The sequence below is a fragment of the Staphylococcus sp. GDY8P196P genome (assembly GCF_017891705.1).
Lineage (GTDB): Bacteria > Bacillota > Bacilli > Staphylococcales > Staphylococcaceae > Staphylococcus > Staphylococcus ureilyticus.
This window is the reverse complement of the sequence record NZ_JAESJS010000008.1, coordinates 113,146-133,764: the sequence shown is the minus strand read 5'-3', so window position 1 is coordinate 133,764 and position 20,619 is coordinate 113,146. Positions and strand designations below refer to the sequence as shown.

Annotated in this window: 21 protein-coding genes; 18 read left to right on the top strand and 3 right to left on the bottom strand. The window is 31.0% G+C overall.

The features are described from left to right. From KA814_RS03565 to KA814_RS03550, 4 genes are all read left to right on the top strand, one after another. Positions 1-675 (top strand): response regulator transcription factor, encoded by a 675-nt coding sequence (locus tag KA814_RS03565; RefSeq protein WP_046207337.1) that lies wholly within the window; start codon positions 1-3, stop codon positions 673-675. Then, positions 668-1,693, top strand: coding sequence for a sensor histidine kinase (locus tag KA814_RS03560; RefSeq protein ID WP_046207338.1), 1,026 nt, complete (start codon positions 668-670; stop codon positions 1,691-1,693). Before KA814_RS03565 ends, KA814_RS03560 begins: the two co-directional genes overlap by 8 nt. Positions 1,694-2,371: 678 nt before the next feature. Continuing rightward, the gene (locus KA814_RS03555; protein WP_019468170.1) at positions 2,372-2,989 is read left to right on the top strand and encodes a DUF47 domain-containing protein; all 618 of its coding nucleotides are present in this window, start codon (positions 2,372-2,374) and stop codon (positions 2,987-2,989) included. A gap of 13 nt (positions 2,990-3,002) precedes the next feature. Continuing rightward, the gene (locus KA814_RS03550) at positions 3,003-4,010 is read left to right on the top strand and encodes an inorganic phosphate transporter (RefSeq protein ID WP_046207339.1); all 1,008 of its coding nucleotides are present in this window, start codon (positions 3,003-3,005) and stop codon (positions 4,008-4,010) included. Between the two features lie 581 nt (positions 4,011-4,591). Here KA814_RS03550 and KA814_RS03545 read toward each other — a convergent pair. Continuing rightward, entirely contained in the window at positions 4,592-5,401 is an 810-nt protein-coding gene (locus KA814_RS03545; RefSeq protein ID WP_046207340.1) for a LysM peptidoglycan-binding domain-containing protein, read from the bottom strand. 451 nt (positions 5,402-5,852) lie between these two features. Here KA814_RS03545 and KA814_RS03540 point away from each other — a divergent pair, with 451 nt between their 5' ends. The 5 genes from KA814_RS03540 to KA814_RS03520 all read left to right on the top strand — a co-directional run bounded on the left by KA814_RS03540 (position 5,853) and on the right by KA814_RS03520 (position 11,565). Beyond that, positions 5,853-6,515 (top strand): Bax inhibitor-1/YccA family protein, encoded by a 663-nt coding sequence (locus tag KA814_RS03540; protein ID WP_046207341.1) that lies wholly within the window; start codon positions 5,853-5,855, stop codon positions 6,513-6,515. 460 nt (positions 6,516-6,975) lie between these two features. Next, entirely contained in the window at positions 6,976-9,126 is a 2,151-nt protein-coding gene (locus tag KA814_RS03535) for a helix-turn-helix transcriptional regulator (protein ID WP_107521852.1), read from the top strand. Positions 9,127-9,292: 166 nt separating this feature from the next. Next, positions 9,293-9,649 carry a transcriptional regulator, SarA/Rot family gene (locus KA814_RS03530; protein ID WP_046207343.1) on the top strand — a complete coding sequence of 119 codons (357 nt, stop codon included), beginning with the start codon at positions 9,293-9,295 and terminating at the stop codon, positions 9,647-9,649. 694 nt (positions 9,650-10,343) lie between these two features. Then, a complete protein-coding gene (locus KA814_RS03525) occupies positions 10,344-11,060 on the top strand; it encodes a YebC/PmpR family DNA-binding transcriptional regulator (RefSeq protein ID WP_046207344.1) in 717 nt (238 codons plus the stop codon). Between the two features lies 1 nt (position 11,061). After that, positions 11,062-11,565: a cupin domain-containing protein gene (locus tag KA814_RS03520; RefSeq protein WP_064209557.1), complete on the top strand. Its 504-nt coding sequence runs from the start codon at positions 11,062-11,064 to the stop codon at positions 11,563-11,565. 68 nt (positions 11,566-11,633) lie between these two features. Here the strand turns inward: KA814_RS03520 and KA814_RS03515 are convergent, their stop codons facing one another. After that, positions 11,634-12,746 carry a 5-methyltetrahydropteroyltriglutamate--homocysteine S-methyltransferase gene (locus KA814_RS03515; RefSeq protein ID WP_064209556.1) on the bottom strand — a complete coding sequence of 371 codons (1,113 nt, stop codon included), beginning with the start codon at positions 12,744-12,746 and terminating at the stop codon, positions 11,634-11,636. Between the two features lie 210 nt (positions 12,747-12,956). On the opposite strand from KA814_RS03515, the gene KA814_RS03510 reads away from it, so the two are divergent. The 5 genes from KA814_RS03510 (at position 12,957) to KA814_RS03490 (ending at position 17,809) form a co-directional block, all read left to right on the top strand. Then, positions 12,957-13,673, top strand: a complete 717-nt coding sequence (locus tag KA814_RS03510; RefSeq protein ID WP_064209555.1) for a ribonuclease FAU-1 family protein — start codon at positions 12,957-12,959, stop codon at positions 13,671-13,673. A 170-nt stretch (positions 13,674-13,843) separates the two neighbouring features. Then, entirely contained in the window at positions 13,844-14,698 is an 855-nt protein-coding gene (locus tag KA814_RS03505; protein ID WP_046207348.1) for a LysR family transcriptional regulator, read from the top strand. 88 nt (positions 14,699-14,786) lie between these two features. Beyond that, on the top strand, positions 14,787-15,995 hold the full coding sequence (locus KA814_RS03500; protein WP_046207349.1) for a sugar efflux transporter: 1,209 nt from the start codon (positions 14,787-14,789) through the stop codon (positions 15,993-15,995). 6 nt (positions 15,996-16,001) lie between these two features. After that, positions 16,002-16,490 (top strand): DUF456 domain-containing protein, encoded by a 489-nt coding sequence (locus KA814_RS03495; protein WP_046207350.1) that lies wholly within the window; start codon positions 16,002-16,004, stop codon positions 16,488-16,490. A 158-nt stretch (positions 16,491-16,648) separates the two neighbouring features. Continuing rightward, entirely contained in the window at positions 16,649-17,809 is a 1,161-nt protein-coding gene (locus tag KA814_RS03490; RefSeq protein ID WP_046207351.1) for an MFS transporter, read from the top strand. Positions 17,810-17,885: 76 nt separating this feature from the next. On the opposite strand, the gene KA814_RS03485 is transcribed toward KA814_RS03490, so the two are convergent. Continuing rightward, positions 17,886-18,569, bottom strand: coding sequence for a DUF1129 family protein (locus KA814_RS03485; RefSeq protein WP_046207554.1), 684 nt, complete (start codon positions 18,567-18,569; stop codon positions 17,886-17,888). A gap of 98 nt (positions 18,570-18,667) precedes the next feature. Here KA814_RS03485 and KA814_RS03480 point away from each other — a divergent pair, with 98 nt between their 5' ends. From KA814_RS03480 to KA814_RS03465, 4 genes are all read left to right on the top strand, one after another. Further along, positions 18,668-19,129: a GNAT family N-acetyltransferase gene (locus tag KA814_RS03480; protein ID WP_210122676.1), complete on the top strand. Its 462-nt coding sequence runs from the start codon at positions 18,668-18,670 to the stop codon at positions 19,127-19,129. A gap of 53 nt (positions 19,130-19,182) precedes the next feature. Further along, the gene (locus tag KA814_RS03475) at positions 19,183-19,395 is read left to right on the top strand and encodes an SA0632 family lipoprotein (protein WP_046207353.1); all 213 of its coding nucleotides are present in this window, start codon (positions 19,183-19,185) and stop codon (positions 19,393-19,395) included. A gap of 251 nt (positions 19,396-19,646) precedes the next feature. Beyond that, positions 19,647-19,943, top strand: coding sequence for a hypothetical protein (locus KA814_RS03470; protein WP_046207354.1), 297 nt, complete (start codon positions 19,647-19,649; stop codon positions 19,941-19,943). 94 nt (positions 19,944-20,037) lie between these two features. Beyond that, complete coding sequence (locus KA814_RS03465; protein ID WP_064209553.1) at positions 20,038-20,592, top strand: GNAT family N-acetyltransferase; 555 nt, start codon at positions 20,038-20,040, stop codon at positions 20,590-20,592. The last annotated feature ends 27 nt before the right edge of the window (positions 20,593-20,619 follow it).

The following is a 20,619-nucleotide window of genomic DNA, read 5'->3' as shown; positions in this document are numbered from 1 at the left end:
ATGGAAATTTTATTAGTGGAAGATGATATGACTTTATTTAAGGAACTTAGTGAAGAGTTGGAACAGTGGGACTTTAATGTTAATGGTATCGATGATTTTAATCTTGTAATAGAGAAGTTTAAAGCGGTTGATCCGGCAATAGTTATTATGGATGTTAAGCTACCCAAATATGATGGGTTTTACTGGACGAGAAAGATTCGCGAAATATCAAATACACCAATTTTATTTTTATCTTCAAGAGATAATCCAATGGATCAGGTAATGAGCATGGAATTAGGCGCAGATGACTATGTTCAAAAACCATTTAATACAAACATTTTAATTGCTAAACTACAAGCGATTTATAGACGCGTTTATCAATTTAGTATAGATGAGAAAAGAGTCATAACTTGGCAACAAGCGACACTCGACCTTACTAAGGATAGTATTAATAAAGACGATCAAGTCATATATTTATCTAAAACAGAAATGATTATTTTAGAGATGTTAGTGAAAAAACAAGATACGATTGTTACTAGAGATACATTAATAACTGCACTTTGGGATGATGAAGCATTTGTCAGCGATAATACATTAACAGTCAATGTGAATCGGTTAAGAAAAAAGCTTGCAGATATTAATATGAAAGATGCAATTGAAACGAAAATCGGTAAGGGATATATGGCTCATGGATAGTATGAAATGGGTATGGTTATTCCTGCGTTCACGTAAAAACTGGATATTTTGGTTGCTTGTTTTACAATTCATCTTTTTAGGTATTGCTTTTTTAGATTATGATTTAAATGTAAATAGTGTTTTATATATAATTATTTTAAATATAGGGTTAAGCTGTATTTTCTTATTATTTACATATTTAAAAGAAGTTAAGTTTTATAAGCACTTAGATGATAATATAGAACCCGAAGCGTTAAAGCATAAATCATTGGCCGATACTCCGTTCCAAGAAGAAATGTTAGCATATTTATATCATCAAATTACGACACAAAAAAGTTTAGTGACTAAGCAAAAACAACAAATCAAATCTACGGAAGCTGCGTTAACAGATTTTGTGCATGATATTAAGACGCCTGTCACTGCTTTAAAATTATTAATTGAAAAAGAAAGCGATGATAATAGAAGACGTGCACTCTTATTTGAATGGACACGTATCAATGACATGCTAGATAAACATCTATTTCTGACTCGATTAGAGTCGCAAAATAAAGATATGTATTATGAAAATGTTTACTTAAAACGTTTAGTTATAGACGAAATACAAATCACTAGATATATTAGCCAAGCGAAAGGTATAGATTTTGAACTTGAATTTGATGACAATTATAAAGTATATACAGATACGAAATGGTGTCGCATGATGATAAGACAAATTCTTTCCAATGCTGTTAAATACAGTGAAAACAGCACGATTCATGTAAGCGGCAAACTACTCGAAAACCATGTGACGTTGGAAATTAAGGATGAAGGTAGAGGAATTAGCAAAAAAGATTTGCCGAGAATTTTTGATAAAGGTTTTACTTCAACGGAAAATCGTAATGAAACGACATCTTCTGGAATTGGCTTATATTTGGTGAAAAATGTAAAAGAGAAATTAGGGATAACTGTTCATATCAATTCTGAAGTTAATAATGGAACGAAAGTGCAATTTGTTTTTCCAAACCAAAATGAAATAGTTAGCATGTTATCTGATTATTGATATTGCTCATGTACATTGTATAAAAAACTCTATAACCATTAAAAAAGCGACGTTTGACGCATAAATGATGCGATGAACGATAAGAAGGCAATTTCTAATTTTATGGAGAAATTGTCTTTTTTTATTATCAACCTTTGATGCAATTAAAATAAAACATATCTACATTTAACTTTATTTAGGATGAAATAGAGCGCAGAATGAAATTTTTGATAGTATCTACAAATTCAAAAAATCAACTTTTTTTTGAACTAATTGTATCTAAATCAAGTTTGATATATAGAAAAATAATTGTTGCTTAAAAATAGTAATTATGCAAATATTGCTATTGTGTGTTTTGATATATGAATTTATAGATTTTAAAATCATTTTTGAAAAATTATAAATTTCGCAGATCAATATACACAAAATTATTAATTTAACGAAAATGTAATGTTAAGAATTTGTAAATTTAATTGTAGGATTGTTAAAATTGTGCTATTTTCAAATAAGGACAAATCAACATTTGTGAGATTTTTTAAACCTAGTAAGCAAAAACTCATTTACATAATTTTAATAAAATTAAAACAGTAATGGGTCTATTGTAAATCTTGCCAATCTTAATTTGTCTAGAAAAGAATGTAATTTTTTAAATTTATTGAAGGTGATTATATTGGTCACTGTAAATGGAGGATTTTTTGAATGTTTAACAAGAAAAAAGATAAGTTCATGGTGAAACTTGAAGAAATGGTTTTCAACTTAGACCGTGCAGCAATTGAATTTGGTAAAATGGATTTTAATACACACTTAGACCTTAAAGCATACTCAGATAATATTAAAACTTACGAATCACATGGTGACGAGCTCATGCATCAAGTGATTTCGGATTTGAACCAAACATTCATTACACCTATTGAACGTGAGGATATCCTCTCTTTATGTAACGCTATTGATGATGTTTTAGATGCAATAGAAGAAACATCAGCAATGTTTGAAATGTACTCTATAGAATATACTGATGAATATATGGCTGAATTTGTTGATAATATCCAAAAAGCTATTGCTGAAATGAAATTAGCAGTAGGCTTACTTGTCGATAAAAAATTATCTCACATGCGCATTCATTCTATTAATATTAAAGAATTTGAAACTAACTGTGATGGTATATTACGTCAGTCAATTAAACATATTTTTAACAGTGAAACTGATCCTATCACGCTTATTAAAATCAAAGAGATTTATGAAAGTTTAGAAGAAATTGCCGATAAATGTCAAGCTGTAGCGAATAACTTTGAAACAATAATAATGAAAAATAGCTAAGGAGTCCTAACTTATGGAATATATTTTGATTATCACAGTAGCTATCGTTATTTTTTCTTTGATATTTGACTTTATCAATGGTTTCCATGATACAGCCAATGCCGTCGCTACTGCTGTTTCAACACGTGCATTAACTCCTAGAACTGCGATTATTTTGGCGTCAGTTATGAACTTTATTGGTGCGTTAACATTTACTGGAGTTGCAAGTACGATAACAAAAGATATTGTAGACCCATTTAAATTAGAAAATGGTCTAGTTGTGGTTTTAGCTGCTATTATGGCAGCAATTATTTGGAATTTAGTAACTTGGTTTTTTGGAATACCTAGTTCTTCTTCACATGCATTAATTGGATCAATTGCTGGTGCAGCAATTGCTTCTCAAGGTACATTTGCTGTACTACATTATCAAGGCTTTACAAAAATAATCATAGTATTACTTTTATCACCAGTTATTGCGTTTTGTGTTGGTTTTATTATGTATTCAATTGTTAAAGTAGTTTTCAAAAATGCAAATCTAACGAAAACGAATCGTAACTTTAGATTTTTCCAAATTTTCACAGCTTCATTACAATCATTTTCACATGGTACAAATGATGCACAAAAATCAATGGGGATTATTACTTTAGCACTTATAGTTGCGAATATCCAAACAGGTACAAGCACTGAGCCTCAATTATGGGTTAAGATTGCCTGTGCTACTGCAATGGGGTTGGGTACAGCTGTTGGTGGTTGGAAAATTATCAAAACAGTTGGTGGAAATATAATGAAAATACGTCCAGCTAATGGTGCAGCAGCGGATTTATCTTCTGCTTTAACTATTTTTGTTGCGTCATCACTACATTTCCCACTTTCAACGACACATGTTGTGTCTTCATCTATATTAGGTGTGGGTTCTTCTAACCGCATTAAAGGTGTGAAATGGAATACAGCACAACGTATGATTGTGACTTGGGTAATTACATTGCCTATTTCAGCATTATTAGCTGCTTTAATATATTTTGTAATTAATATTGTTTTATAAATATTAACAAAAATGAGTAATAAATAGCTGAATGACTTTAAAATAAATACAAGATAAAGATTCTATGACATAAATACTAAAAAAACAGCACTCGGATGATTCAATTCATCTGAGTGCTTCTTTGTTTTATTCCATAATTCGTATTGTTGGTTCGTATTCTTAGGAACGGAGCTTCAACCTGTAGTCTTCAGCTTGTCCTGTTCCTTCAAGCATCTCGTCAAAATATAATGTACACATATATAATTTTATATTGAAATACTTAAAAAAGCACTTACGTATATTTAATAAACACTACTATACTAAATTATCAAGATGCTATATCGTATCATCCTAAAATATTTTATACTACCAACATAATAGGGACTTTATTGGTAGTAGGTAGTGTTTTTGTGTGTGCATTTCTGTGCGCTGCCTTTGCTTGTAGTGTTCGACTAATGCTATGTAGTTGTCATAAATGATTGTCGAGATTAAAATATATATAAATAAAGTAAGTAAACAAAATAAAGCGTCAATTTCTATAAAAACCTTATAGAAATTGACGCTTATTTATTAATGTTAGAGGTTTAAGATGCTTCCTCTTTTTAATGAATGTAATTATAGCTAGAAGCAGTAGATGCTGGAATTGTACGATAATCTACTGTACCTGGAGGTGTATTATAATTCATTTCTGATATTAAAATACTGCCATCAGGATTTACTTGCTCAACATATGCAACGTGACCAATTGGACCTTCGTAATTTTGCATGATAGAACCAGCAGTTGGCGTGTTGTTTACTGTGTAGCCGTCTGCTGCAGCATTGTTAGCCCAGTGATCAGCATTCCACCAATATGTACTAATTGGTTGTCCAGTTTCTGCTCTACGGTTAAATACATGCCATGTACATTGACCCCAATCATATAAATTAGCGTCACTAGCAGAATTATTACCAGTAGAAGGCGATTGTGTAGCAGTGTTACCAGAACCACCTGAACCACCAACACTTGATCCATTTGGAATCTTAAGTGATTGACCAGGTTGGATTAAATAACCATTTAGATTGTTCGCTGACATTAATGCATCAACTGAAACACCATAATTGTTAGCAATGATATTTAATGATTCACCAGATTTAACTGTATGTGAAGAACCACCTGATGTTTGTGAAGAAGCGTTTGAACTTGAGCTTTGACCACTTCCACCAATTTCGATAACTTGTCCCGGAAATACCATGTTGTTATCGAGGTTATTGTTTTGTTTAATCTCATCTACTGAAACACCATATTGTTCTGAGATTGTCCATAGTGACTCACCTGATTGTACTGTATGCTGTGTTGATGCTTCAGCTTCATGGTTAGCAATAAATGCTGCTGCACCTGAAGCAGCAGTGACTGCAAATGCAAACTTTTTCAAAAGAACTCCTCCTCACACCTATATAAATAACTCATTTTAAATTAAATATATCTGTTTGATTTTCTTTAATTGAATTCATGTTACATACTAACAAAAATTAGGTGACTTGTGTCTATTGTTATAGAGATGTAACATTATTAACATTTTAGAACATTGAGATGTAAACCTAATAAATACTTTTGTTATGGACTTTAAACGAAATTTTGGTTTTGAAATTCATTTAAAAATTTATGACTTTGTAACATTAGAAAACGTGTGGAATTCAATTAACGTTAACATCTTTTTGGAATTGATAGTTAAAATGTTTGATTTTAGGTGGAATAGTGAAAATGAAAGTAATGTATTTTATATAAACAAAACTTTAACAACATTTAAGCACATTAATCAGATATGTTGAGGAATACATTCTAATTAATGTGTAAGATGTTATAACATCTAAGGAGTGAAATGATTGGCTGAATCAACACAACAAATTAATCAAAAACAATCTAAATCAAAGCAGGATAAATCCAATTCTCATGCGTATGGTAAAGTATGGTTATTCTTTATTTATTATTGGATTATTTTTGGCATTGGTTGCTATTTTGGACAGTTTTTACCCATGGAATGGAGAAAACCACTCTCTATCGTCTTGCTAGTTTTAGTTTTATTTACAGTTTTAACGAATCGTGCACGTAAATATGGATTGGTAATTTCACATATATATGCAATTATTGTCGGTTTATTGTCCTATGCTACATTTACAGCTTATTTGCAAAATTTAGGACCAGAAGTGTTTTATAAGAATGTGTTACTAGCAATAGGTGCTTTTATCGCATTTGGTTTAATTGGCTATTTCATTGTCGATAACGCTTCAGGAATGGGTAAATACTTATTTGTAACATTAGTGGCTCTGATTGTTGCTGGAATTATTGGTATGTTTGTGCATAATCCAATTTTCCATACAATCATTACAGTAGTAGGCTTACTATTATTCTTATTATATACAATATATGATTTTAATCGTATGAAACGTGGTCAGTATTCTCCACGAGAAATGGGATTCAACCTATTTATCAATTTATTACACATTATTAAATATGTACTAAGACTTGCGAATAAATTTAAAAAGTAAATATTAGATTTAAAATTAAAAAATATGAGTTATAAATTCTAATAGAAGCGAGAGCCGTAACTGGATTTTTACAGAAATTCAGTTACGGTTTTTTAGATTATTATTTTGCTTTTAATTTTTATTTGTCTAGTATCTTAAAATGATCATTACACAATATTCAGCTAATATAAGATTGACATGCAACGATGACTTTAATTTATGATTACATAATAATGTTATATAACAACTTATTTTATCAATAATAAAATATAAAAAAGTTAGAATTAAGGACGATGAATGAAAAAATATGTTGACAAATTAAATTATTATATTCAAAATTATGTAATGGTAAAACATGTACTTTGAAACTAAAACAGTGAATGTTCTATTTTCAAAAGATGAAAATATAAAAGAAATAATCAATTTTATAAAAATGATTTTATATGTATGGTGTATAACAGAATATGAGAGAGGTTGGAATATGGAAGTACAGTGTTTAAATATTATTTCTAATAATTTTTATCCTACTAAACGTGTAACAGATGGCATACTAGTATTACTGCCAATAAAAGGAGTATTAGAAATTCAACAATTTACAGCTAATATAAAAGTTGAAACGGAATTGTTAATCGTAAACCATACAGAAATTTTTAGCATTAAACGCAATGAAGCAACCATTTTATTATATATAGCGAGTGATTGGTTTTTAGAACGAGGTTATCCTTTTTTTGATTATCAATACGCCTCTAAGTTGATTCAGTCTACAGCACAATTAACTAAATCCTTAATTGAGCTGACGAAACACTATTTGAACGATACTTTAAGTTATGATATTTATGAAAATTACATGGTCAAAATTGTTGAAATTATTGCTAATGAAGCTAAAGTAGATTCGGATTATTTATCCCAACAAACTGATCACGCATACTTTGGTATTACTGGAGAAATACTTGATTATGTAAATCGTAATTTGAAGCAACCATTAACATTAAAGTCAATTGCTGACCATATATTTATTTCACAATCAAATATATCTAGTCAATTTTATAGTAAGCTAGATATGAATTTTAAAACTTATGTGGATACATTAAAATTGGCGGCATCTATGAAAGAGCTATTGGATAGTCAACATACCATTGGAGAAATATCTGATTTATACGGTTTTAGTAGTGCAGCACTTTACAGTAAAAAATTCAAACAATATTACGGTTACACACCTAATCAATATCGTAAACTCTCAAAATACAATAAGTATTTATATTTTCCTTATGAAACATTGAATGACACATTTAAAGATCAAGTAAAGGCTCAACTTACTGCAAAATTAGAAGATAGTTATGTACAAAACAATGAAATTAGTATTTGTACTGATCATTTTTTGGATAATCGTAATTCATCCATGATTATTCAAATTTACACAATAGCAGAGTTATACCAATTGTATACTGATTCTAAAATGAGTTATTTGTTTGAAAATGAGGAACAGATTTATATTTATTGCAATATCAACGTAAAAGATATTCAACAATACATTTCTGAACAAAAAACATATAAAGCTTTTGACTTTATCATATCAAACAATGCTAATTTGGTACTTCAAATCTACGAAAGTCAAGATGTTGAAATATATTTGAATCAGATTTGCAAACCCTACGCGGCTTATTTGCAAACTAGCACAAACTTAAACAGAGATTTATTAAAAAAGATAAGCTATTGTTTTGATTTAAGTACAATGTCAATAAAAGAGATATACCGTAACATTATCAAAATTAAACAATTTAGAGAGAATGTAAAATTTGGTATTGATATTACTCGTTTATTTAATGAACCAGATGCTTTTAAAATGATGGAAGTACAATTAAAGAGAATTGGTTTTGATTACTATTTTGTAGATAATCAAAAGTTATCGGTGCCATATTTTAATGAATCACATGAAATGCTGTTGACGAAAGAAATTTTTAAATTTAATTATATAAGGAAAATCATGGCAGAAATGTGTTTGGAGGATAGGTATTATTTTTTATTAAATGTAAGAAATAATTTTTTATTGCATGACGAGTCAATGAATATTATTGAAAGTCCGCCATTGTTAGTCGGTGTGTTTAAAAGAATATTAAAGCATTTTTCGGGTATAGGTGTAGATTTGATACAGCAAATGAACGGTAATGAGGCGTTATACTTATATGATAAAAGTGGTTTCCGTACATTGGTAGGAACTATGTTTCATCGTTTAATAGAAAAAACACGTTATAAAGTTTATGAACATGATTTTTATACTATTATTGATCAAGAGGATAAAATTAGCGTTTATATCAGTGATTGGCAAATTATGGAAAATGAAGTTTCAAAGCACTATACAACAAAAATGTCTGTTAATATCAATTTCAAAGATTTGAAGTCAAGAAAAAAATATTTGATTTTTAAAGAGACATATAATAATGCGCATGGAAATATCAATTGTGTGATACCTTGCAATTTGCGCGAAAAATATCCGTGGTCTGATATATTTATAGAAAAAATTGAATCATATAATCAGCCACGCATAAATGTTTTCGAACATTCATTTAACGACAAATCTTTAAGCGTAGCAATCGATCATAATACTGTACACATTATTGATATTTATAAATAAATGCTTAATCCTAAATTATATAATTAATTTAACATGTTTTGTGATATTCAATTTACTGCTGTTCGTAATAATGACAAAGCTATAAAAATAAATGATAAAGACAGAGTTACTTTTTTTAGAGATAATGAAATTGTATTGCTTACTAGCATTTGGAGGTGTAGCAACAATGAATGATGAAAAAAAGGCGCAGTTATTAAAAATTTATAAAAAATATAATAAAGTAATGTCTTATGTAGAAAATAAATATAAGCTAACAATGAATGACATTGCTATTTTGGAAATAATACAACAAAATTGTCAACAGCAAAACATGCTGATGCAGCCATTTTTAAAAATTGCGACGACTGAACTCGATTTGAGTCGAACAAAAGTGTTGGCATCAATTCGACGATTAATTAACCAAGATCGTGTAAGCAAATTACGTTCGACAAAAGATGAGAGAAAAGTTTATTTATCGATGACTGAAGAAAATGATAGGAAGTATCACACTTTGTTAGATGAAATTGAAACACAGGTAGACTAAAATATTAAAAATTCATGTTTACATAATGACAATAAAGCTTTAATCAGTTACAAATATTAAATAGTATAATGATACTTCGTGACGAAAGTAGGACAGAAATTTAATTTTATTAATTGGATTTCGTCGTCTCCTCTAATAAGGATTACCTGAGCTTAAGCTCATGCATAAGAACCACTAACCCAACAAGTTGGGAAGTGCAATAAGGATTACCTGAGCTTAAGCTCATGCATAAGAACCACTAACCCAACAAGTTGGAAAGTGGCAATAAGGATTACCTGAGCTTTAGCTCATGCATAAGAACCACTAACCCAACAAGTTGGGAAGTGCAATAAGGATTACCTGAGCTTTAGCTCATGCATAAGAACCACTAACCCAACAAGTTGGGAAGTGGTTCTTTATATGTTTCAAAATCACTTTTAATATGTATTTAAGTACTCAAAGAAGCGGTTTTCATATCTTAAAATTACCGATGTATAATGTTAAAAGGGGCTAATTCATTCTATATGGATGATACTCTATGTGACAAACGATCAATGTTTGATACAAATTAATAAGTTGCCAAAGGGTATAGATATTTCGAGAGACGTAATAAAAAATACAAGCAAAGTAGTAGGTTAGTCTATGTGATATAATAAAAATATTGTATAATATGATGTACTGACATACGCATTTAATTAGAAAGTGAGATGACATTATGGGACGTAAGTGGAATAATATTAAAGAGAAAAAGGCCCAAAAAGATAAGAATACGAGTAGAATTTATGCTAAATTTGGTAAAGAAATTTACGTAGCGGCTAAATCTGGTGAACCCGATCCAGTATCAAACCAAGCATTAAGATTAACTTTAGAAAGAGCAAAAACATATTCTGTACCAAACCATATTATAGATAGAGCTATTGAAAAAGCTAAAGGTGGCGGCGAAGAAAATTATGATGAGTTGCGATATGAAGGGTTTGGCCCGAATGGCTCTATGATAATCGTAGATGCGCTTACTGATAATGTAAATAGAACTGCATCTGATGTTCGTGCTGCATTTGGTAAAAATGGAGGTAATATGGGAGTTTCTGGATCTGTTGCTTATATGTTTGAACACACTGCAGTATTTGGTGTTGAAGACAAGTCAGCGGATGATGTCTTGGAAAGCTTAATGGAACAAGAGATAGATGTTAAAGATGTCATTGATGAAGATGGTTTAACCATTGTATATGCTGAGCCTGATCAATTTGCCCAAGTGCAAGATGCATTACGTGCATCAGGTGTTGAAACATTTAAAGTAGCGGAATTTGAAATGTTACCACAGTCAGATATTGAGTTATCAGCAGAAGATCAGGAAACATTTGAACAATTAATTGATGCATTAGAAGAATTAGAAGATGTTCAGAATGTATTCCATAACGTGGATTTGAAATAGCATGAATAAAAATCAAGAAGTACAAAAATGGATTGACCAATTACAATTACATCCGCATCCAGAAGGTGGCTATTATAAAGAGACTATCAAAGCGGTACCGACTAGCTCAAATCAAAGATCGGCTTATTCGAGCATATACTTTCTTTTAACGCACGATAATATATCACATTTTCATCGAATAGATGCTGATGAAATCTGGTATTATCATGCAGGAGATTCTTTGACTGTTCACATGATATACCCTGATGGCAATTATCAAAAAGTAACAGTTGGCCCCAACATCGAAAGTGGTGATGTATTGCAACATGTTGTTCCAAAGGGCACAATTTTTGCATCGTCTATTGAAGGCTGTGCTGGTTATGCGCTTGTTGGTTGCATGTGTCATCCAGCATTTGAATTTAAACATTTTGAGTTATTGAGTAAAGAGTGGCTAAACGAAACATATCCAGCCTTAAAACACATTAATGATCGTTACGCTTTATCAATAATCGACATTAATAGTTAAATATAAAGGAAAACTCGTATTACTTTCTCGTTAAAACAGTTGTGAAAGTAATACGAGTTTTTTAAATATTATTTTGATGTACCAAAAACTTCATTAGCAATTTCAACAATATAAGCTAACTTTTTCCACTGTTCTTCTTCAGTTAATTTATTGCCTTCTTCAGTAGAAGCAAAGCCACATTGTGGACTGAGACAAATTTGTTCTAAATCTATATAGTTTTGTGCTTCTTTTATACGTTTTAAAATAGTGGTTTTATCTTCTAATTCACCATTTTTTGATGTGAATAATCCCAACACTGCAAATGAACGATCTTCTGGGAAAAATCTTAAAGGTTCGAAATCACCTGAGCGATTATCATCATATTCTAAGAAGAAACCATCTAATTGTTCTTTAAATAGATATGGAGCGATTGGTTCATAACCACCAGAAATAGCCCACGTAGATTGATAATTTCCACGACAAATATGTGTTGTGATCAATAAATCTTCTGGTAAACCACTGATTGCTTCATTGATAACTTTATAAGCGAGTTGACGTGCAACTTCTTTTTCAGATTCACTTCTATCACGCCCACGTGTGTTTTGTGTTCCTGATGTTAAATTTGCCCAATACACATCATCTAGTTGTATATAACGTGCACCGAGATCATAGAATTTTAGTAAACTATCGTGATAAGCTTTTGCTACATCATGCGCAAAATCATTGATATCAGGATAAATGTCTTCGTTTAAAATATTAGGATGGAACAATTGATTTGGACTTGGAATAGAAACTTTTGCCGTTGCACGGCCATTTACCTTTTCATATAAAAATTTAAAGTGTTCAAAATGGGGATGATTTGGGTTAAATGTAACTTTATCAACCACCTTGACGTTGTGATTTCTAGTTTCTACACCTTCAAATGTTAAACCACGCTCTGATGTGTAACCTTCAACACCATCTAAGTTTTCTAAGAAATCAAAATGCCACCAACTTCTGCGGAATTCACCATCAGTAATACTATGTAAGCCAATTTCTAGTTGTTTATCTATGATGCGTTCAATTTCCTCATCTTCTATATTTTTTAATGTTTGAGCATTAATAACGTTATTTTGATAATCTTTACGTGCATCTTTTAAACGTTGTGGACGTAGTAAACTTCCTACGTGATCTGCTCTAAATGGTCTTTGTGACGTTGACATATGGCTATCTCCCTTTTTAAAGAATTTTCTGAAAAATATATTAAAAATTTAACAAACTTCTCAACAATTGTCAATTTCGCTTTTACACTATGAAATATAGTACAATAAACATAATTATCTACTCGCTATTAATTAAAAATTTAAATGTAACAAACATAAGATGACATGTAAGGTTCAGTTTTATATAATAATGACAAGGAGTTGGTGGCAGTGAAAGTAAAATATATTGATAAACGTCACTGGCGTCGCATCATTGACCGAGAATATACGGAAGTCAAAGTGAATAATAACAAATTTAAAGGTATTATTGGGTTAGTAACGATGAAAAAGGTACGTGAACCTCTAGAAGTATCGGTCGTAGGACAAAATATTGTTGTGGCTGATGATAACTATCAGTGGTTACAAATATTACCTGAAAAAAAACGTTATAGTATCACAGTGATGTTAGACGACAATGGCAATCCATTAGAATATTACTTTGACATAAATATTAAAAACGTTACGCAAAAAGGAAATGCACGTACGATTGATTTATGCTTGGACGTATTAGCATTACCTAATGGAGAATACGAACTTGTTGATGAAGACGATTTGTTACGCGCGTTAAACCAAGGCCAAATAACCAAGAAGCAATATCACGAAGCTTATATTATCGCGCATCAGTTAATGATTAAAATTGATACAGATTTTACAACTATGCAGAATAAAATTATGTATTGTTTCCATAAAATAAAACAAAAGTCGAAATCTCAAAAGCAATCCTCTTTTAATAAACATAAATTTAAAGGCAAAAAGCATAAAAACGTTGTGTACAATGAGGCTAAACATAAGCCAATAAAAAATTACAATAAGCATCATAATCATTCTAATCAAGATAATAGCAAATCACATCAAAGTAAGATAAAAGATTCTAATGCATCTCAATAATCTTGAAATTGTTATAAAAAATTCCCTATATTAGTCAAGCGTTAACCATGTTATAGTAAACACTGCGAGAATTGAAGCGTATTAAAAGTAATTCATAAGCGCAAAGTAAATAAAAGTAAGGCCACCATAAATAAAGATATTTAGTATTTGTAAAAAATAGGGGGATAATTATGAAGATTGACGATTATCGCTTGTTAACTACATTAGATGAGACGAAAACGCTCAGAAAAGCAGCGGAAATTTTATACATCTCTCAACCAGCAGTAACACAACGATTAAAAGCGATAGAAAATGCATTTGGCGTCGACATATTCATTCGTACAAAAAAACAATTAATAACGACGACTGAAGGCATGATGATTATTGAACATGCACGTGATATGTTGAATAGAGAGCGTCTGTTTTTAGATAAGATGCAAGCACATATCGGTGAAGTAAATGGTACGATTTCTATTGGTTGTTCATCCTTAATAGGGCAAACGTTGTTGCCGGTAGTATTGAATTTGTATACACGACAATTTCCAAATGTAGAAATCCAAGTTCAAGTAGGGTCGAGTGAACAAATTAAAGCTAATCATAGAGATTACCATGTGATGATTATTCGTGGGAATAAAATGATGAATTTAAGCAACACGCATTTATTTAATGACGAACATTATTTTATACATCCTAAAAATCGTAATGATGAAGTAGAAAAGATGCCGTTTATCGAATTTCAGGCTGATCCTATATACATTAATCAAATTAAAGAATGGTATGGCAGCCAAATTGGTCAAGATTATCATGCGATGATTACGGTTGATCAAGTTGCGACATGTAAAGAAATGTTATTAAATGGCGTTGGCGTGACCATATTGCCGGAAATCATGATGAAACACTTAGATAGGGAACAGTTTGCGTTTCAACGCGTAGATATAGACGATAAACCGCTGATTCGTTCTACTTATTTGAGCTATGATCCAAGCATGTTACAGTTGCCGCAAGTTGATTCATTTATTAATTTAATAATGGAATACGTGGAATAACAATTTTAGATAATTGAATATTTTGGTTCATTGATAAATATAACTTTATGAAGAGTTATATGAATTTAATAGGAATAGAGGACGCTAAATGTTTAGTGAATTGTTACATATAAAAAATTACAAATTATTTGTCGTTAATATGATGATGTTAGGTATGGGCATCGCCATTACTGTACCGTATCTGGTATTATTTGCTACAAATGATTTAGGTATGACTTCTAGCCAATATGGGTTGCTATTAGCATTAGCTGCAATTAGCCAATTTACAATGAATACAATTGTAGCACGCTTTTCTGATACACATAGTATCAACAGAAAGACAATTATTATTACTGCACTTTTTATGGGGGCAGTCAGCTTTTCAATTTATTTTTACATTCATGAAATCTGGGTTTTTATAGTAATGTATGCCATTTTCCAAGGTTGTTTTGCCCCAGCCATGCCTCAAATGTATGCGTCAGCAAGAGAATCAATCAATACTTCTACATCAAAGGACAGAGCGAAATTTGCTAACGCTGTATTACGTTCAATGTTTTCATTTGGTTTCTTGTTCGGTCCACTTATTGGTGCATTGTTACTCAGTTTTAAAGGATATGCGGGTTTATTTGGCGGAACGATAACAATCATATTATTCACACTATTATTACAAGTTTTTTTCTTTAAAGATATTCAAACAAAGCATACAGTAGCAGATAGTACACATGTTGAAGCGGCGGCACCTAATATGTTGCGTGACAAGGTCTTATTTGTACCCTTTTTAGCTTTTATTTTATTACATATAGGACAATGGATGTACACGTTGAATATGCCATTGTATGTGACGAACTTTTTGAAAGAACCAGAAAGTCGAGTAGGTGTGCTAGCTAGTATTTGTGCAGGACTTGAAGTACCTTTCATGGTCATATTAGGCATTTTATCTGCTAAATTGTCGACACGTACGCTATTGATACTTGGGGGATTATTCGGAGGATTATTTTATTTTAGTATTGGCGTATTTAATAGTCTGATCATGATGATAATAGGACAGGTGTTTCTAGCTATTTTTCTAGCTATTTTACTTGGATTAGGGATTAGTTACTTCCAAGATATTTTACCTGATTTTCCTGGTTATGCATCTACATTGTTTGCGAATGCGATGGTTATCGGACAATTATGTGGTAATCTTCTCGGTGGTATAATGAGTCACTGGGTAGGCTTAGGTAATGTGTTCTTTGTTTCTGCAGGTTCAATATTTTTAGGTATGATTTTAATATATTTTACAAAAGAACAAAAATTTACAGAAGAAAGTATGGAGTAGATAGAAATGACATTGATTTTATGGTTATGCATTATAGCATCATTTATTTTAGCGTTTATTGGTTTAATAAAGCCAATCATACCGTCAGTACTTGTATTATGGATTGGTTTCTTAATTTATCAATTCGGCTTTGACAATCATCATCTGTCTTGGATATTTTATGTATCGATGGCATTGTTCACAATATTTATCATTATTGCAGATTTCATTATGAATAAATATTTTGTCAGCAAGTTCGGCGGATCAAAATTAAGTGAGTATGCAGCGTTGATTGGTGTTATTGTAGGCTGTTTTGTCTTTCCACCATTTGGAATAATTATTATTCCATTTATAGCTGTGTTAGTAGTTGAATTTATACAAGAGCCGCATTTTTCTAAAGCTTTAAAGGCAAGTTTTGGCTCAGTAATAGCGTTTTTAGCAAGTTCCATCGCTCAAGCGATAATAATGATTATTATGGTTGTTTGGTTTTTCATAGATGCATTATTAATCAATTAATCAATGTGATGAAAGATATTACAAACGGTGTACAATCATGGTGAGCGCACTTATAGCATAAATAAAGTGAAATTTAAGCAATCTTCTTGTTTTCGTAATTACTACTTTAGTATAATCACTCACATGTGTTAAAAAGTGGAAAAGGAAGGGAGTCTTAAATGAAATATCCAATTGCTATATGGATGCTTGCAATCGGTGCTTTTGCAATCGGAATGACAGAGTTTGTAATTATGGGATTATTGCCAAACATCGCTAGAGATTTTGATGTCAGTGTAAGCCAAGCAGGGCAACTGATTACAGGTTATGCTTTAGGTGTAGCTATCGGTGGGCCTATCATTGTGATGTTAACAATTAAATGGAATAGAAAATATTTATTGTTGGCATTAATGGCGATATTTATTGTAGGAAATATTGCAGCCTCATTTAGCCCGAATTATGGCTTTATGATGACGAGTCGAATTATTACTTCATTAGCTCACGGTTCATTTTTTGGTATAGGTTCAATATTAGCAGCGAGTATGGTTAAGCCAGAAAAGCGTGCGAGTGCGATGGCATTAATGTTTATGGGCTTAAGCATGAGTAATATTTTAGGCGTGCCGTTTGGAACTTTAATCGGACAAAACTTTGGTTGGCCAATGACATTTATTATTATATCAGTCATCGGAGCTTTAGCATTAATAGGTATTATCATATTTGTACCGATGAAAAAAGAAACAGTTAAATCATCTGTATTAAATGAACTGAAAATTTTAAAAGAAAAACGTTTATGGTTAACCTTAGCTGTTACATTATTCGGATTTAGTAGTGTATTTGCTTACTTTACTTATATATCAACAGTGCTCATTGATGTGTCACATGTACAAGAAAATTTAATCTCATATTTATTGATTATATTTGGTATTGGGGTCACATTAGGTAATGTTGTAGGTGGAAAGCTTGCAGATTGGAATTTAAATAAGGCATTAAAAATAATATTTAGTGTATTTATTTTATATTTCATTTTATTATACTTTGTGCAAATGAATGGATTATTAATGGTAGCAGGTATTTTCTTTTTCGGTCTCATCGGTTTCAGTATGAGTCCGTCACTACAATATAAAAGTACGTTAATTTCACAAGATGCACCAACACTTGCGAGTACACTTAACCAATCAGCATTTAATTTAGGTAATGCTTTGGGTGCATTTATCGGAGGTGTCGTGGTAACAAATTTACCAGTTGCATCGTTAAGTTTAATTGCGCCGATACTAACAGTGATTGGTCTTATTTTCTTATTTATCAATATTGCAATAGAAAAGAAAGAAAATATAACAACATAGGTGAAATATAAACTAAAAACACGTCAGCCACTTCTCGAATTTTAGAAGCTTGTGCTAACGTGTTTTTTAATAGTATTTATAATGAAGCATTGGTGTTTTTATTAGTAAAATGATGATCGATATATAATGCGATTGGAATGAATATAAATGAAATGATAATAAAAGTCCAATTGCTAATTAATAAATAAGGGCCTACAGTTAAAAACATCTGTGGAATGAAAAAGACATAAAATATTCCACATACAGATAAAAGTAAAACGAGATATGTTAATAACCAAGATAAGTGTGATGTATTAAAACAACGTATTTGTACAGTTTTAAATAACATCCAAATAAAGAAAAATATGATAGCAATACCTACGATTAAAGTAAGCGGGAAAGTATATAAATATAGTCGTTTTGCACCAATAAAAAATCCAGCAAACCCTTTGAGAAAACAAAAAATACCCACAAAAAGCATAATATGACGCATAATGTATTTGAAAATGTTTCTTATTGTTTCATTTGGTAAACGTCTAAGTTCTCTTTTGGCATGGGCTTTAGGATCGTGATCAAAGAATTCCATTGCTAATGTGCCATCCTTTTCAGCTTCTAATAACTGATTTAAAACACGGTTTAACATTTTTTCAGAATCATGTGGGTTGACACTCAAATCAGCTCTGACATAAGTCATGTAGTTTTCAAACGTATCTCTGTCTGTATTATTTAAGCGCAATGCTTTCACATTGTTTTCACGCATTAATTTATCAGTAGATTTCATTGGCATTTGGCATTCCTTCTTATATATAAAATATATTTATAATGCTAATTATGACGAAAATAGTATTATAAATCAATAACACTTTCAAAGGAGTAATAATGGAGTATTTAAAACAAGCACATCAACAATATTTAAATGAAATTGCGGAAATTCATGAACGACAACTTAACCAACAGTATGAGCATTATCAAAACACTACTATTTCTGTTGCATTACGTAAAGAAATGATTGAAAATGGATTAATAGCCAATACTGATGTTGTGATTACCGAAATACAAGACCAACAAATGATTGCTTTTATTTGGGCAAGATATCTAAAGCAATATCAAAAGGTTATTATTGAAATGATGTATGTTTCGGAAGACAATCGAAATCAAGGTATCGCGAAAGCATTAAAAAAAGAGGTTGAAATATGGGCATATAGTAGGGGTGCTTCAGAAATTGAAAGCACGGTAGTCAATCACAACCACGCAATGAAAGATTTGAATTTTAAACTTGGATACTATATAAGTACGGTGACTATGAATAAAAGATTAAGAATAAATAATGAAGATGAGTAAAAATAATGATAAAATTATATTATTATTATGAAATTAACAAAAGGAGTTCTTACATGAAGAAATGTTTAGCACTCATACTAGCATCCACTGTCTTATTGACTGCATGTGGGAAAAATGATGAAAAAGCAACGTTAGAGAAAGATATTGATAAATTAGAAAAACAAAATAAAGATTTGAAAAAACAAAAAGAAGACTTAGAAAAAGAGAAAGATAAACTGAAAGATAAGTCGAAGAATTTAGAAAAAGATGTTAATGCTGAAACATAAGCTTCTATACTAATTGCGTTACAAATGGATTTCATGCAATATTTCCCAGGAAATTATTGTACTATCGTTTTACAAATTGTTATAATGGGTATCATTAACGTAATGAATATAAAAAGTTTCTAAAAAATAGATTTGAAATTATGAGTCAGTTGCTTAGTATTACTTTATATTAAGTGTGACTTTATAATGAATCATTTATTATACGCAGTTTATAAATAATCATTTTTCATTAGGAGAAAGAGGGAATAACGATGCATGAAAAAGATTTTGTATTATTAGAAGGGCGTTCAATTACGCTCCCAGAATTAGGTAGAGAAATTGAAAGTATTACTGGTAGAGAAATCAAAGATTCGACTGGTGAAATTAAACGTGTTATTGCACATTTACCCAATTTTGAATCTGATACAGATACATTTGTAGCTACTTACAAATTAAATCATAAAAATGATTTCATAGATGCAACATTTACGGCACCCAAAAGTGAACGTGGTCGGTTGAAAGAAGTAGCTGTAAACGTTGAATTGATTAGCTATATTTCAAGAGCATAAGCAATGTTTAATCCATGTGATAGCGCGGTATGAGAATAATCATAACGCGTTATTTTCTATAGAAATTTAATTTCCAGTTTAGAGGTGTAACAGTATGACAGTTTATATAGAAACTGAGCGTTTAAGGTTACGGGACTGGCAAGCAGAAGATTTACTTCCATTTCAGCAGATGAACGCGAATCACCAAGTCCGTAGATATTTTCCAAGTTTATTAAGTTTTCGACGTTCAGAACATGATATGAAAAAGATGAATGATATTATTATCAATCATGATATAGGCCTTTTTGCTGTTGAATTAAAAGAAACAAATGGATGGCTTGGTTTTATTGGATTGAACTATGTACCTAAAGCCAGCAAGTATACGTTTGATGAGCTACCATTCTATGAAATCGGTTGGCGTTTGATCCCCGAAGTGTGGGGGAATGGTTTCGCTACTGAAGGTGCAGAAGCGGTACTCGAATATGCAAAACAGCAGGGGATTAACGAGGTCTATGCATTTACTTCAGAAAATAATGAACCTTCACGTAAGGTTATGGAAAAAATAGGTATGAAACTATATGATTTCTTTGAATATCCAGAATTAAGTAAGTATCATCCACTTAAAAGACATGTTAGATATTATAAAGATTTAACAAAACAAGCAAAATAAAATTGTAAATAAGTAATGGGGTATAAA